Source organism: Actinoplanes sp. NPDC023714 (genome assembly GCF_040639855.1).
In the GTDB taxonomy this organism is placed as follows: Bacteria; Actinomycetota; Actinomycetes; order Mycobacteriales; family Micromonosporaceae; genus Actinoplanes.
Map to the genome: position 1 here is coordinate 702266 of NZ_JBFAAR010000002.1, position 13914 is coordinate 716179.

A 13914-nucleotide genomic window follows, 5' to 3' on the forward strand; every position below is an offset into this window, starting at 1 on the left:
ACGTGAGAGAAACCGGTGAGAGTCCGGTGCGGTCGCGCCACTGTGAACGGCATCCCCGGGTGCCGTGAGTCAGGACGCTCACGTGTGCCGCAGACCCCACGAACGGGACGCGTCATCCCGCAGGAGGTTGATTCCACGGTGCCCGAGGCCCCGAACCCCACGATCGCCGCTCCGGCCGTCTCCCCGCGCCTGGTCGCCGCCGCGGCGACCGTCACCGGCGTGATGCTGCTGCTCGCCTACCTGGTCGCGTTCGACCAGGGCGCGCTCTCGCAGTCCGGCATGTACCTGCACGAACTCATGCACGACGGCCGGCACCTGCTCGGCGTCCCCTGCCACTGACGGCTCCCGACCGGGGAGCAGTCAGTCGAACGTCACGGCGGTCGGGTGGTCCACCAGGTACGGCGCCACCCGATCGGCCGCGACCGCCCGGAAGAACCCGGCCGCGTCCAGCCGCTCCCCCAGGTACTTCCCCGCCCCGTCGAACACCGGCGCGCCCGGCAGCCCGACCGTCGTCACGTCGTCGGCGTCCAGTGAGCGCAGCGCCGCCGCCCAGTCCAGCAGGCTGTGCGGGCCACCCACGAACGTCACCGCCGCCGCGACCCGGCGCAGCTCCCCCGGCCGGGCGTCGCCGAGCCGCCGCGCCACCGCGGTGAGCAACTGCCGCTGGTGCCGCTGCCGGTCGTAGTCCGAGCCGGGCAGCCCGTACCGCTGCCGCACCAGATCGAGGGCCTCCCACGGCTTCAGCCGCACCGGCGCGGCGCTCTGCGGATACCTCTTCTGCGGACCCGTGTACGGCCGCAGGCACCCGCTGCCCGGCGCCCGGCACTCCGGCAGCCGGTCCCGCGCCGAGCCGTCCGGCTTGCGGTGCTCGGACACCACGTCCTGGTCGATCGGCATGCTCACCCCGCCGAGCGCCGCCACCACCTTGGTGAACCCGCGGAAGTCGACGACCGCGCCGGCGTCGAAGTCCTCGATGCCGGTGACGTCGCCGGCCACCCGGGCCAGCAGCTCGAGACCCTGCGCCGGGTCGTAGCCGCCGTCCGCCCGCCGCGCGCCCAGCGCCATCGCCGCGTTGATCTTCGTGCGCTGCGGGGCGCTGCCCGACTTCGGGAACGCCGGAATCGGCACGACCAGGTCCCGCGGCAGCGAGAACAGGTACACGCCGTGCCGGTCCGCCGGCACGTGCGCCACGATGATCGTGTCGGCGAGCGGCGCCACGTGCGCTCCCCGCGGATCGATCCCGGCCAGCAGCAGGTTCACCGGCCCGTCGATCCGCACCCGGTCGGCGGCCGCCGGGGCCGCGGCCAGCGCCGGCACCAGCAGCGCCGTGCCGAGCGCGACCCCGAGCCGGCTGCGCAGCGGCGCCCGCCGCCCTCGCGTACGCTTCCCCACCCGAACCTCCCGAACGCCGACGACCTGCGCACCGTCGCACACCGGGGATCGCGGGGCGGGAGTTGCCGGGAACTGTCCCCGGCCCGGGTGACGGTCCGCCGTCGTCAGGGCCGGGCCGCGCGCCGCTGCGCCGCGACCACCGCCACCACGTTGACCGCCACCACCATCCCGATGCCGGCCCACTCGTGCACCGCCAGCACCTGCCCGAGCAGGACCAGACCGGCCAGCGCCGCGAACACCGGGTGGATGCTCATCACCACCCCGAAGAAGCGCGCCGGCACCGTCCGCAACGCCACCAGATCGCACGCGTACGGGATCACCGAGCTCAGCACCCCGGCGCCGACCGCGTACAGCACGGCCGTCCCGGTCCACGACCCCCGCGCCACCAGCACGACCACGACCGGCAGATACATCAGCGCGGACACCGTGGTCGCCGCGGCCGGCGCCTGCAGACCCGGCAGCCGGGCGCCGAGCGTCCGGTTCAGCAGGATGTAGGCCGCCCAGCACACCGCCGCGAGCAGCCCCGACCCGATGCCGAACCAGTCGCTGCTGCCACCGGGCAGCACCAGCACGTACACGCCGATGCCGGCCCCGAGAGCACAGAGAAGATCCAGACGGGTACGGGACCCCGCCAGCGCGACGGCCAGCGGGCCGAGGAACTCCAGCGTCACCGCCAGGCCCAGCCCGATCCGGTCGACCGCCGTGTACAGGCTCAGGTTCATCGTCGCGAACACCAGCCCGAGCAGCAGCGTCGGCCACCACTGCCGCCAGGTGAACCGCCGCAGGTTCGGCCGCGCCACCGGCAGCAGCACCGCCGCCGCCACGAACTGCCGCACCGCCACCACACCGGCCGGCCCGATCACGCCGAACGCGTGCGCGCCCACCGCCGCGCCCACCTGATTGGACGCCGCGCTGCCCGTCATCGTCGCCAGCCCGGCCGCCAGCCGCCGGCCACCCGGCGCCGCGACCGGCCGCTGCAGAACATCCGCACTCATACGTCAAGTCTTCCGATCACCGGCCCCGATGAGAAATACGGCCGCCGCGCCACTTATACGCTCAGCGCATGGATGTACAGCTGCGGCACCTCCGCGCCCTCGTCGCCGTCGCCGACACCGGCACGTTCACCGACGCGGCCGCCGAGCTCGGCGTCTCCCAGGCCGCCGTGTCGCGCGGCGTCGCCGCCCTGGAGAGCGCCCTCGGCGTACGCATCCTGCAGCGCACCACCCGGCACATCGCACCCACCGCGACCGGCGCCCAGATCCTCGCCGGCGCCCGGCGCATCCTCGCCGAGACCGCCCACCTGCACCGCATCGCCGAACAGTCCCGCACCGAACTGCGCGTCGGTTACGCCTGGGCCGCCCTCGGCAAGCACACCCGCCGGCTGCAGCGCGCCTGGGCCGCCGTCCAGCCCGGCACCCCCCTCGTCTTCGTCCAGTCCAACACCGTCACCGCGGGCCTCAGCGACGGCGCCGCCGACGTGGCCGTCGTCCGCCGCGGCCTGCCCGCCCCCACCGGCGTGGCCGGAGTCAGCAGCGACCGTCGGGAAGCCGGCCGGCCCGCGCCCGTCGATCCGACGCTGAGCGATCCCCGGTTCGCGACCGCGCTCATCGGGCTCGAGAACCGCTGCGCCGCCATCGCCACCGACAACCCCCTGGCCCGCCGCCGCACCCTGCGCGTCGAGGACCTCACCCGGTACACCGTCGCCATCGACGCCCGCACCGGCACCACCACGCCCGACCTGTGGCCCGCCGGACAGGGCCCGGCCGTCCGCGCCACCCACGGCGTCGACGAATGGCTCACCCTGATCGCCGCGGGCCAGGCCGTCGGCATCACGTCCGAGGCCACCGCCAACCAGAACCCCCGGCCCGGCGTCGCCTACCGGATGCTGCGTGCCGTGCCGCAGATCGAGGTATGGCTCGCCTGGTGGCGCGACGACCCGCCGGCCCAGCTGGACGACCTGATCCGGCTGAGCCGGGACGCTTACCTCCGTACCCGGGAAAGCTCTTGATCTTCTGAGGGATGTCGTTGATTCCTTTTTGTTCTTGAGGAGCTGTCACCTGTCCCCCGTGCCGGGGCGCACATCCTCTATAGCATCCTAGGAAGATAGGATGGTGGCGTGGCGGGTATCTTGAACTGCGCGGATCCTGGCTGAGGAAGGGACGGCATGCGGACGGTCAACCGCCGGCACGCGCTCACGCGCACCGACATCGACGACGGCGTCTGCCCGGTGCCCGAGGACCTCGCCACCCGGCTGCCGCACGACGCGACCATCACCGTCGTGATCGAGCACCGGATGCACGGGCTCGACCCGGCCGGGGAGACCTTCGCGAGCACCCTCGAGCAGGAGATCGGGTGGCGGCTCGGCGGGATCGTGTGGCCGCCCGACGTCCGGCCCGGAACCCTCGTGACGATCTCCTGGCAGCCCGCGAAGGGCGAGCTCCACCTGCGCACCATGGTCCTCGACGACCCGATGCGGGTGGACGGCGTCGACTACTTCCACGAGTACGACCCCCGCATCGTCACCCGCGAGTTCGACCCCGGCCGCTCCAACCGCGGCCAGGTGCTCAACGTGGTCCGCCGGCAGGGCCGGGTGTTCGAGGACGGCAGCGCCCTCTATCCCGAGGACGGGCTCGCCGCCGCCTGCGGCCTCGGCCGGGGCGCGAAGGGCACGTTCCTGCTGAAGAACGCCGTCGACCAGCTGCTGCGCGAAGGCTACGTCACCCGGGTCACCGGCAGCCTCAACGCCGACGGCTACCCCTCCTATCCCCCGCTCGGCGACGAGGCGCAGGCCGAGATGCTGTTCTACGCCCCCCTCGTCGAACCGGCCCCCTACCCCGGCGAGTTCGGCGGCGACGGCGGCGGCGAACGCCGCGACCACTGGGTGAAAGGCTTCGTGCGCAAGCTGCCGCCCGGCGCGCAGGCCACCGAGCGGCAGCAGTCGCTGCACGCCCGGGCCATGGAGTCCGCGCAGATCGACGAGCCGCTGGCGCCCGGCTACACCTTCGTGAAGAAGCACCACCGGCACGGGTGACCCACCACGCCTAGGGCGTCCTAGGACGGTGGGTCGGTAATTGCGTTGCCTCCCGGATCCGCGGGTGCTGCGGTGGGCGGGTGGATCAACAAGCTGTGCTGGCCCTGTACGACCGGCAGATGCGTCTCGACGCCCGCCCCGACACCCCGACGACCCGGATCGAGCGGGTCGGGGACGTGGTCCGGCACGTCGGCGGTGACCGGGACTGGAACGCCGTCATCTGGTCGGACCTCGACGAGACGACGGCGGGCGCCGCGATCGCCGGGGAGGCCGCGTACTTCCGGGAGCACGGGTGGGAGCTGGAGTGGAAGCTCTACGCCCACGACCGGCCCGCCGACCTGGGCGAGCGCCTCGCCGCGGTCGGCTTCCGCCCGGACGAGCGGGAGACGCTGATGGTCGCCGCCGCCGGGGGGTTGCGGCTCGGCGTGGAGCCGCCTCCCGGCGTACGCATCATGGAGGTCACCGACGCCGCCGGCGTCGAACTGATGGTGGCGGTCAGCGAGGAGGCCTTCGGGCACGCGATCCCGTGGCTGCGCCCGCGCCTGCTCGCGCAGCTCGCGAACGCGCCGCAGAACACCCAGCTGCTGGTCGCGATGGCCGGCGACACCCCGGTCAGCGCCGCCCGGATGGATCTGAATCCGGGCACCGCGTTCGCCGGCCTGTGGGGCGGCGGCACCCATCCGGACTGGCGCGGCAAGGGCATCTACCGGGCGCTGGTCGCGCACCGGGCGCGACGGGCGGCCCAGCTCGGCTACGCGTATCTGCAGGTGGACGCGTCCGATCAGAGCCGACCCATCCTGGAGCGGCTCGGCTTCACGGCGCTGACCACCACCACGCCGTATCTCCTCGGAAGGGATTAGGCGCGCCGGATCGCCGTGCGCAGCACCGACCCCAGGTTCGCGGCGTGCTTGCGGTAGTAGCCGAGCAGCACGACCGCGACGGTGTGCTCCCGGTGCGCCGCCACGGCGACCTCGGCCTCCATGACGTCGACGTAGGTGGTCTGCGACCCGGCCGCCTTCACCCAGAACGAGAACCGCAGCGCGGTCGCGTCCCGGACGGTGAGGGGTTCCGGCGTGACGTGCACCGTGTAGCGCGGGGTCTCGAAGGTGGCGCACCGCGCGGGCAGCGTGGCCACCGTGGCGACGAGGTCCCGCGCGGCCCGGGCGCCCGGTGCGGCCAGCTCCTCGGTCAGGGTTTCGACGTCGAGGGCGTACCGGTCGCGGGTCACGAACGTCGCCGTCCGGGCCGGCTCGGGCAGGTTCAGGCCGCAGACCGGGTGGTCGAGCACCTCGAGGACGCCGGCGTAGGGATTCGTGCCGGCGGCCGCATACCGCCGCGGCAGATCCTTCGCGGTCAGCAGGTCGCCGTCCGGGGGCGCGCCCGCGGTCGCCGGCATGCTCGGGGCCAGGATCGCAAGGACGAGAACCAGGGCGATCGGGTACGAAGTACGCATAGTCGATCATGCTAGAAGGCGGATCGGCGGTCCCCGGCGCGAAACTCCGGCTCGTAAGGGGGAGCCGGCAACCGTTCCGCCACGCACGCGCACCGGGTCGGTGATCGAGTCGGCCGGATGCGGGCCGAACAGAACAGCGCAACCGCGAAACACCGACGAAAGGGACCGCTCTTGCGCAACGTTCTTCGCCGCTTCGCCCTGGCCGCCGCCCTCATCGCCCCGGCCACCCTCGGCCTCGCCACGATGACCGCCGGCACCGCCCAGGCCGCCGCCCCGAAGGCCAGCGAGACCGTCCTGCAGAACGAGATCAACCGCCTCATCAACATCCAGCGCACCACCCACGGCTGCGCGGCCCTCACCGTCGACGCCAAGCTGACGACCGCGGCCCGGGGTCACAGCGCGTGGATGGCGCAGACCGGCAAGTTCTCGCACACCGGCCGCTCCAACTCCAACTTCGTCGCCCGGTCCAAGGCCGCCGGCTACGCCAAGCCGTCCGCCGAGAACATCGCGTGGGGCTACCGCACCGCCGCGCAGGTCGTCAACGGCTGGATGAAGAGCCCGGGCCACCGCACCAACATCCTCAACTGCAAGTCCAAGACCGTCGGCGTCGGCGCGGTGTTCTCCGCGAGCGGCACCCCGTACTACACCCAGGACTTCGGCTACTGAGCCGACCGAGCCAGCGATGCCCCAGCCGATCCCCCTGCGGCTGGGGCATCGCCCTGTTCTACGGCCCGCTGATCCGCAGCGCGTCGTCGACGGCCCGCACGAGCGCGGGCGCCCCGGACCACCCCGCGAGCACCTCCAGGAACGCCGCCAGGTCCCGCTGTACCCCGTCCAGCAGCACCGGCAGATCGGCGCGCGGGATGTCGACCCGTGCGCTGCGCCGACGGCCCGCCCCGCCGTCCTGCCACACCCGGATCACGTCGCCGGCCACCTCGACCGCCGGATCCGGGGAGTGCCCGAGCCACGGTGAGCCGCCGTCGAGCACGGTGGCCCAGTCCCGCCAGTCCTCCAGGCCCGCGCAGCACCCGGGCGTCACCACAGCGCCGGTACGCGAGTCGGCGACCCGCAGGCCGCCCGCCACGATCAGTGCCTCCTCGGCGACCAGGCCGGCGATCACCTCCTCCGGCGTCCCGTCCCCGCAGGCTCCGGCGAGCGCCCACACGAACGTCCCGGCCTGCGCGCCGGAGCACCCGCCGCCGAGGACGAGCCACGATCCGGGGGCGAGGTCCGCCACTGGCCAGGGCGGCCGGTCCGCGCCGGGCCAGGGCACCTCGACGACCGCGTGCATGGAGATCACCATCGTGGTGCAGTTCCCTTCCGATCGATGGATTGGACCACGATGTTCCTCGCCGGCTGCCGGAGGAGCACTTCCATCCGTACGGAATGAGCGTCTACTCCCCGTCGCGCCCGACGCTCTACTGTGGTCCGGTCAGTCGATCGATGCCGCGGGGGTGGGTCAGTGACGGACGACAGCGGACCGGCGTCCGTCGCGCGCATCCGCGACCACGAGGGACGGTTCGCCGGCAGCGGTTTCCTGGTGGCCCCCGGCTACGTGCTGACCTGCGCCCACGTCGTGCTGGCGGCGCTCGGGACCGGGTTCACCGGCACGCCGCCGGCGACCGGGGTGGAGGTGGCGTTCGCCGGCGGCCACGTGACCGCCGCGACCGTGGTGGCGTGGACGGCGCCGGACCGCGGCGACACCGCCCTGCTGCGGCTCGCCCGGCCGCCCGCCCTGCCCGCGGCCCGGCTGCACCCGGCCGGCACGGCGTTCGAGGAGCAGGTGCGGATCTCCGGGTACGCGGTGCGGCGTGCCGGCGGCGGCGTCGACAGCATCGTCGGCGTGGTGGTCGACCCCGGTCGCGACGGCCTGATGCAGCTGCGGACCGCGGACGGCGACCCACCGGTGGAGAGCGGCTTCAGCGGCTCCCCGGTGTGGAGCGCCCGGACCGGCGCGGTGGTCGCCATGGTCGTCTCCGTGATCCGCGGCACCCGGACGGTCAAGGCCGTCCCGGTGGCCGAGCTGCTCCGGCACTTCCCCGAGCAGCTCGGGCCGCCCGATCCCGGCGAGCCGTCGCCGTACCGGGGCCTGCGCGCCTTCACCGAGGCCCACGCCGCCGTCTTCAAGGGACGCGAGGCGCTCACCGCCCGGCTCGCCACCCTGCTGCGCGACCGGGCGCTGCTGATCCTGATGGGACCGTCCGGCAGCGGCAAGTCCTCGGCGATCCGGGCCGGCGTCGTCCCGGCCCTGCGCCCGGACGGCACCGCCGTGGTCACCGCCCGGCTCGGCCCCGGCGAGACCCCGGAGTCCCTGCTGCACCGCCTGACCTCCCCCCTGCTCGAACCCGGCCCCACCACCCCGGAACCCGCCGCCCTCACCGACCGTGCCGCCACTCGCGAAGGCCGCGCCGCCGCCCGCCAAGGCCGCGCCGCCGACCTCGCCGACACCAGGGCCGCCGACCTGGCCGAGCGGGCCGCCGTCCTCGCCGACCGGGCCGGGGACGGCCGCATCCTGCTCGTCGTCGACCAGCTCGAGGAGGCGACGCTCCCGCAGGTCCGGGCGACCCTGCTGCTGCTCGGCACACTGGTCCGGAACGCCCGCCGCCACCAGGACGGCACCGCCAGGGTGATGGCCGCCGTGACGCTGCGCGCCGCCATCCTGGAACAGGTCATGGACGCCGAGATCGCCGCCGTCCTCACCGACGCGGCGACGGAGCTCATCCCGCCGATGAGCCCGGACGAGCTGCGGGCCGCCGTCACGGCGGGCGGCGTGGCGTTCGAGGACGGCCTGGTCGACACGATCCTGCGGGACGCCGGCGCCGAGCCGGGCCGGCTGCCGCTCATCGCGTTCACCCTGGAGGAGCTCTGGCAGCGGCGGCGGTTCCACACCCTGACCGTGGAGGCCTACCGCGAGGTCGGCGGCGTGTCCGGCGCACTGGCGAACCACGCCCGCCGGGTGATGGACCGGATGTCCGAGGCCGACCACGGCCGGGTCCGCGCCGTCCTCACCGCCATGGCCCGTCCCGCCGAGGAGGGCGACGGTTTCCGGCGCCGGCCCCTGGAGCTGGCCGGCCTGGACGCCGCGACCCGCACCGTCGTGGAGACCCTGGCCGCCCGGCGCCTAGTGGTCATCACCGAGTCCGCGGCAGACAATGGCGCCGCGGCGAACAGCGGTGGCCCGCGGGCGGGCCGTGGCCGCGAATACGCCGAGCCCGCCCACCAGGCCCTGCTCGAATCCTGGCCGGAGCTGACCGGCTGGCTCACCGAGGACCGTGAGTTCCTGGCCTGGCACGACCAGCTGCGCACCGACCGGCAGCGCTGGGAGGCCGCCGGCCGCGACCCCGGCCTGCTGCTGCGCGGAGCGGCGCTCGCCACCGCCCGGGACCATGCGGGCCGCGACCAGCCGGGCCGGGACCAAGCAGGCCGCGACCAGCCGGACCGGAATCAGGCGGGCCGGAGCGCCGGCCGGATCGGCGCGGCGGACCGGGACTACATCGCCATCAGCCACCGCCGGGATCGGCGCCGGATCAACCTGCTGCGCGGCCTGCTGGCCGTCGTCTCGGCGCTGGCCCTGGTCGCCGGCACCCTGGCCGTGGTGGCGGGCCGGAGCCGGGACCGGATCGCCGACGATCTGCGGACGGCGGCGTCCCGGCAGCTCGCCGCGTACTCGCAGCGGTTCCGCGCCACCGACCCGGCGGCCGCCCTCCAGTTCGCGCAGGCGGCCTGGCACACCGGGCACACCCCGGAGGCGTACGGGGCGCTGTTCACCCAGTTCGGCGCGCTGGACGGCGTCGACCGGCTCTGGCAGGGGCTGTGGGACGGCGCCGCCGACCGGATCCGCACCAGCGGGGACGGCGACGCCGCGGTGGTCACCGGGACGATGACCCCGGTGGCGCTGACCGGGCTGACCGGCGACCGGGTGGTTCCGGTCGCGCTGGCCGGGGCCGGCCGCGCGGACCACGTCGACATCGACCCGACCGGCCGGTACGTCGTGGCCGCGGCGGCCGACGGCGAGGTGACGGCCTGGGACCTGCGCGGGCCGGCGCAGCCGAGGACCATCGCGCCGGCCGGGGAGGCGGACCGGTACGGGGTCAACAGCATCCGGTTCGCCCCGGACGGCGCCCGGGTCCTCGTGCTGCGGTTCGGCGGTCTCCACGAGGAGGCCGACGTACGCATCTGGGATCTTGATTCGGGGAAGCAGGTGCGGACCGGGTTCCGGCCCGAATATCGAGGCACCCTGCAGGTCTTCCCCGGAGGCGGCGCGGACACCCTGGTCGAGGATCACGCGGACGCCACGGGCCGGCGCGAGGTGCGGCTGCGCGACCTCGGCACCGGCCGGATCCTGCGCCGCTACCCGGTGCGGAACCCGTTCGTGGCGGAGCACGGCACGCTGCTGGCGAGCTGCGACGACGACACGACCACCCTGCGGATCCGGGAGATCGCGACCGGCCGCACCCGGCGCACCGTCCCGTCCGGCTCCTGCGTCACCACGAGGGAGCTCGCCGGCGGCGCGCACGTCCTGCAGAGCCCGCCGCCGGGCGGCGCCACCGAGATGATCGACGTGCGGACCGGCCGGACCCATCGGGGCGGGCTGCCGCCGGTGCCCGGCAACGACAGCCCGGCCGGCGAACCGGCCCGGGCCGCCGTCTCCGGCCCGGACGGGGATCTGCTGGTGCTCAGCGTGAACAACGGCGTGCTCTACCGCAGCCGCCTCCACCCGGCCGCCGACACGGTGCCGGTGCCGAACGACGCCGGCTGGCTGACCACCCCGGACGGCCGGCACGGCCTGCTCGTCGGCGACGACGGCCGACTGGAGGTCGTCGGCGCGGCGACCGGCGAACCGGTCGCCCGGGGCCGGGTCGACGCGCAGGAGAGACCGGCTGCCGTGATCACTCCGGACGGCCGTCACCTGGTCGTGAGCCGGTCCGGCGGCGTGGTCGTCTACGGCCTGCCCGGGCTCACCGAGCGGCACCGCATCACCCTGCCCCGCTCGCCGCTGACCCTGCCGGACCGCTTCGGCCACCGCAGGATCACCCTTGCCGTGACCGGCCCGGACCGGGTGGCCGTGCTCTTCGAGGGCATCCTCACCTGGTGGGACGTCGCCACCGGCACGGCCGCGGCGCCCCCGCTGCCACTCGACCCGGACGAGACCCTGACCGAGGCCGACGACGGCGAGACCCGGCTCGGGCCGGCCCGCCCCGGCCACCCCGACCAGGTCGTCGTGGCCGAGCAGAACGGTCTGCTGCAGATCTGGAGCCTGACCGCGCGGACGGCCGTGGCGGCCTCCGACCCGGACACCCCGCGGATCGTCGGCCACACGGCCTTCGACCAGGCCGGCGACCGGCTGGCGGTCGCGGTCCAGGACGAGCTCCGGGTCTGGGACATCGCCAGCGGCGAGTGGCGGCCCCTCCCCGACCAGGAGCAGTCGCTGCCGCTCGGGTTCACCCCCGGCCCGGACGGCCTGCTGGTGACGCAGACCGCCGGTGGCGCCCAGCTCTGGAACACCGGCACCGGGCAGCGCGTCGGCGAGATGGTCGCCCCGTCCCAGCACACGACGTGGACGCTGACCGCCGGCACCCTGACCGCGCCGGACCGCGACGCCCCTCGCACCGTCCCGCTCGACCCGCAGGCCTGGTTCGACCGGCTGTGCGCGCTCAGCGCCCGCCCCTACACCGCCGCCGAGGCCGTCCGCGTCCGCGGCGAGGGCGGCGACCCGGAGCCGCCGTGCGGTTGAAGATCCTCGATAGAGTGATCTCATGACACAGGTCGTGGTGATGCCCCTGGACGACGGCGGCGCGGTGTACGTCGAGGTGGCCGGCGAGGACGGCGGCCTCGAGCACGTCGGCCGGGGCACCGAGGTGGTCGGCAAGGCCTCGGAGACGCTGCAGGAGGCCATCGGCCGGATCCGCCCGGCCGCCGAGGCGATCCGCGACGGCATCCGCTCGATGGCGCAGCCGCCGGACCGGGTCGTCGTCGAGTTCGGCGTGAAGGTGACCGGCGAGGCCGGCGTGATCGTGGCGAAGGCGACGAGCGAGGCCAACTTCACCGTGAAACTGGAGTGGGGTTCGGCCATCTGAGGGCATAGAGGGGCGCTATGAAGAAGATCCTGCAGGCCGCCCTCGGCGCGACCCTCGCCTTCGCCGGCACCACCCACCTGACCGTCGCCCGCGAGGAGTTCCAGGCGCAGGTGCCGTCCTGGTTCCCGATCGACGCCGACGTCGTGGTGCTCGTCTCCGGGGTGGCCGAGATCGGCCTCGGCGCGGCGCTGCTGTCCACCTGGAAACAGCCCTACCGCGGCCTGGTCGGCGCGGCCGCCGGCGCGTTCTTCGTGGTGATCTTCCCGGGCAACGTGGCGCAGTGGCTCGAGCACAGGGACGGCTTCGGCCTCGACACCGACACGAAGCGCTTCGCCCGCCTGTTCTTCCAGCCGCTGCTGGTGGCGTGGGCGCTCGGCGCCACCGACGCGGTCAAGGCCGTCCGGGCCACCCTCCAGAGAGATGCCCCTTGAGGAGGCTCCGCCACCGCGCCGCCGGTCCGCCCTCCCCCGCTGCAGGCCCGCCGCCGCCAGGCGAAGGGCCGCCTCGTCCAGGCCGGTGAACCGCAGCGCGGGCGAGATCAAGGCGGCGGCCGGCCGTACCGGTTCCGTCACACCGATGCAGTGTGCCCGGAGCAGGCAAGCCCGTCGATCAGCTCGCGGCCCGGCTCGCCCGCGCCCGCCGCACCGGCGCCGCCGTCAGTGCCCAGCGCGCCATCAGCAGCACCGTGACGACCTCGGCCAGACCCAGCAGCCGCTCCACCCCGCCGAGCGGAATGGCCTGCCACCAGCGCACGCCCGTCCACGGCTCGGACACGAACGCCCACAGGATGGGCAGGAAGCACAGCAGCGCCGCCACCGCGCCGGCCACCACCGGCCGTGCTCCCGGCTCGCGGATCCGGGGCACGGCGGCGAGCAGCGCGCCGATCGGCAGGCTCAGGAACGCCACGACGCTCGCGACGCGGTGGATGTCGCCGCTCATCGACGGCCCGACCGACCAGTCGTGCTTCTCGAACCAGACGACCCCGGCCAGCCCGGCGATCCACAGCACCAGGGCGGTCACCGCGCCCGGACCGGCCAGCCCGGCCCGCACGAGCAGCGCCAGCACCGCCGCCGAACCGGCCGCCAGCAGCAGCGTCGCCGCGTCGAAGGCCCAGCCGTTGCCGGTCAGCGCGTACTGGCTGATGGTCCGCCGGCTCCAGTCCAGCTCGGCGGTGGGCGGCAGCACGTGCAACGCCCCGAACAGCGTCAGCGACGCGAGCACACAGAGCGCCCCGAACGCGGCATACCAGCGATCACTCATCGCCCCCAGGGTGCCTGACCGCACCGGCGGAAGACCAGTTCATTCAAGATCAAATTCCCGTCGCGTACGTGGAACACCAGCCGCTCCGTGGCGACGGCCTGCACACCGAGCCGGGTGAACTCGATCGTCACCTCGGCCGTCGCCTCGTCCGGCCCGAGCCCGACCTCCCACAGCCCGCTGCCACTGACCGGCACGTTCCCGGCGGCCCGGCCGACGACCTCCCCCGCGAAGTCCGCCGACAGCGGCTCGACCGTGAACCTGCTGAGCCCGAGGATCAACCGGTCCCCCTGCCCGGAACACCACTCGCCCACCATCGACGCCGCCTCCGGCTCGGGCACCGACTCCGGCTCCAGCGCCTCCACGGTCACCACGAACAGCCGCCCCAGCACCGCGGCCCCGCCGAGCGCGAGCGCGGCCAGCAGCCCGAACAGCGCGACGAGCCCCCGCCACCGCCGCCCGCCGCCGTCCGGTGCCGCGTCGTCGTCCCCGGAGTCGGAGTCCCAGAACACCACGAGTTGATCGTCGCGCCCGAAGCCCCCGCTCGGAAGGTCACCCACGGAATCTTCACGGGTCCCCTACATTCGGCAGGCGCCCGCCGCACACCCCGTATGCCGTCCTAGGAAACTAGGACGGAAGACTCCGGCGGCGATGACGGCGCGAATTGCGGCATGCGATCGGGCGACGGGCGTGGAAAGCCTGAT

General features: G+C 74.4%; 14 protein-coding genes and 1 riboswitch. Of the genes, 8 read left to right on the plus strand and 6 right to left on the minus strand.

The annotated features are described in order from the left end of the window. Window positions 1–11: 11 nt before the first annotated feature. A riboswitch (cobalamin riboswitch) is annotated at window positions 12–75 on the plus strand. A 63-nt stretch (window positions 76–138) separates the two neighbouring features. Then, complete coding sequence (locus AB0G10_RS11205) at window positions 139–339, plus strand: CbtB domain-containing protein (protein ID WP_360918732.1); 201 nt, start codon at window positions 139–141, stop codon at window positions 337–339. Window positions 340–360: 21 nt separating this feature from the next. Here AB0G10_RS11205 and AB0G10_RS11210 read toward each other — a convergent pair whose 3' ends face one another. Continuing rightward, window positions 361–1392 carry an LCP family protein gene (locus AB0G10_RS11210; RefSeq protein WP_360918734.1) on the minus strand — a complete coding sequence of 344 codons (1032 nt, stop codon included), beginning with the start codon at window positions 1390–1392 and terminating at the stop codon, window positions 361–363. Window positions 1393–1496: 104 nt separating this feature from the next. Next, window positions 1497–2387, minus strand: a complete 891-nt coding sequence (locus AB0G10_RS11215) for an EamA family transporter (RefSeq protein ID WP_360918736.1) — start codon at window positions 2385–2387, stop codon at window positions 1497–1499. A 68-nt stretch (window positions 2388–2455) separates the two neighbouring features. Here AB0G10_RS11215 and AB0G10_RS11220 point away from each other — a divergent pair, with 68 nt between their 5' ends. From AB0G10_RS11220 to AB0G10_RS11230, 3 genes are all read left to right on the plus strand, one after another. Beyond that, complete coding sequence (locus AB0G10_RS11220) at window positions 2456–3400, plus strand: LysR family transcriptional regulator (RefSeq protein ID WP_360918738.1); 945 nt, start codon at window positions 2456–2458, stop codon at window positions 3398–3400. A 156-nt stretch (window positions 3401–3556) separates the two neighbouring features. Beyond that, window positions 3557–4423 (plus strand): hypothetical protein, encoded by an 867-nt coding sequence (locus AB0G10_RS11225; protein WP_360918739.1) that lies wholly within the window; start codon window positions 3557–3559, stop codon window positions 4421–4423. A gap of 80 nt (window positions 4424–4503) precedes the next feature. Then, window positions 4504–5283: a GNAT family N-acetyltransferase gene (locus AB0G10_RS11230; protein ID WP_360918741.1), complete on the plus strand. Its 780-nt coding sequence runs from the start codon at window positions 4504–4506 to the stop codon at window positions 5281–5283. On the opposite strand, the gene AB0G10_RS11235 is transcribed toward AB0G10_RS11230, so the two are convergent. Continuing rightward, window positions 5280–5876, minus strand: a complete 597-nt coding sequence (locus AB0G10_RS11235; RefSeq protein WP_360918742.1) for a hypothetical protein — start codon at window positions 5874–5876, stop codon at window positions 5280–5282. The two genes, AB0G10_RS11230 and AB0G10_RS11235, sit on opposite strands and share 4 nt — an antisense overlap. 243 nt (window positions 5877–6119) lie before the next feature. Between AB0G10_RS11235 and AB0G10_RS11240 the strand changes: the two genes are divergently transcribed. After that, entirely contained in the window at window positions 6120–6542 is a 423-nt protein-coding gene (locus tag AB0G10_RS11240) for a CAP domain-containing protein (RefSeq protein ID WP_360920700.1), read from the plus strand. Between the two features lie 58 nt (window positions 6543–6600). Here AB0G10_RS11240 and AB0G10_RS11245 read toward each other — a convergent pair whose 3' ends face one another. After that, on the minus strand, window positions 6601–7167 hold the full coding sequence (locus AB0G10_RS11245) for a hypothetical protein (protein WP_360918744.1): 567 nt from the start codon (window positions 7165–7167) through the stop codon (window positions 6601–6603). A 171-nt stretch (window positions 7168–7338) separates the two neighbouring features. Here AB0G10_RS11245 and AB0G10_RS11250 point away from each other — a divergent pair, with 171 nt between their 5' ends. From AB0G10_RS11250 to AB0G10_RS11260, 3 genes are read left to right on the plus strand one after another with little or no spacing between them, the layout of a single operon-like run. Next, a complete protein-coding gene (locus tag AB0G10_RS11250; protein WP_360918745.1) occupies window positions 7339–11610 on the plus strand; it encodes a trypsin-like peptidase domain-containing protein in 4272 nt (1423 codons plus the stop codon). A 22-nt stretch (window positions 11611–11632) separates the two neighbouring features. Further along, the gene (locus tag AB0G10_RS11255) at window positions 11633–11953 is read left to right on the plus strand and encodes a CU044_2847 family protein (protein WP_360918747.1); all 321 of its coding nucleotides are present in this window, start codon (window positions 11633–11635) and stop codon (window positions 11951–11953) included. A 17-nt stretch (window positions 11954–11970) separates the two neighbouring features. Continuing rightward, the gene (locus tag AB0G10_RS11260; RefSeq protein WP_360918749.1) at window positions 11971–12384 is read left to right on the plus strand and encodes a hypothetical protein; all 414 of its coding nucleotides are present in this window, start codon (window positions 11971–11973) and stop codon (window positions 12382–12384) included. Between the two features lie 178 nt (window positions 12385–12562). On the opposite strand, the gene AB0G10_RS11265 is transcribed toward AB0G10_RS11260, so the two are convergent. After that, window positions 12563–13213, minus strand: a complete 651-nt coding sequence (locus AB0G10_RS11265; protein ID WP_360918751.1) for a DUF998 domain-containing protein — start codon at window positions 13211–13213, stop codon at window positions 12563–12565. After that, window positions 13210–13770: a hypothetical protein gene (locus AB0G10_RS11270; RefSeq protein ID WP_360918753.1), complete on the minus strand. Its 561-nt coding sequence runs from the start codon at window positions 13768–13770 to the stop codon at window positions 13210–13212. The genes AB0G10_RS11265 and AB0G10_RS11270 overlap by 4 nt, the downstream gene beginning before the upstream one ends. Between the last annotated feature and the right edge of the window lie 144 nt (window positions 13771–13914).

Excerpts from the sequence above, each read along its gene's own strand:
- AB0G10_RS11215 (WP_360918736.1), bottom strand. The coding sequence starts at position 2,387 with ATGAGTGCGGATGTTCTGCAGCGGCCGGTCGCGGCGCCGGGTGGCCGG.
- AB0G10_RS11220 (WP_360918738.1), top strand. The coding sequence starts at position 2,456 with ATGGATGTACAGCTGCGGCACCTCCGCGCCCTCGTCGCCGTCGCCGAC.
- AB0G10_RS11225 (WP_360918739.1), top strand. The coding sequence starts at position 3,557 with ATGCGGACGGTCAACCGCCGGCACGCGCTCACGCGCACCGACATCGAC.
- AB0G10_RS11235 (WP_360918742.1), bottom strand. The coding sequence starts at position 5,876 with ATGCGTACTTCGTACCCGATCGCCCTGGTTCTCGTCCTTGCGATCCTG.
- AB0G10_RS11240 (WP_360920700.1), top strand. The coding sequence starts at position 6,120 with ATGACCGCCGGCACCGCCCAGGCCGCCGCCCCGAAGGCCAGCGAGACC.
- AB0G10_RS11245 (WP_360918744.1), bottom strand. The coding sequence starts at position 7,167 with ATGCACGCGGTCGTCGAGGTGCCCTGGCCCGGCGCGGACCGGCCGCCC.
- AB0G10_RS11255 (WP_360918747.1), top strand. The coding sequence starts at position 11,633 with ATGACACAGGTCGTGGTGATGCCCCTGGACGACGGCGGCGCGGTGTAC.
- AB0G10_RS11260 (WP_360918749.1), top strand. The coding sequence starts at position 11,971 with ATGAAGAAGATCCTGCAGGCCGCCCTCGGCGCGACCCTCGCCTTCGCC.
- AB0G10_RS11265 (WP_360918751.1), bottom strand. The coding sequence starts at position 13,213 with ATGAGTGATCGCTGGTATGCCGCGTTCGGGGCGCTCTGTGTGCTCGCG.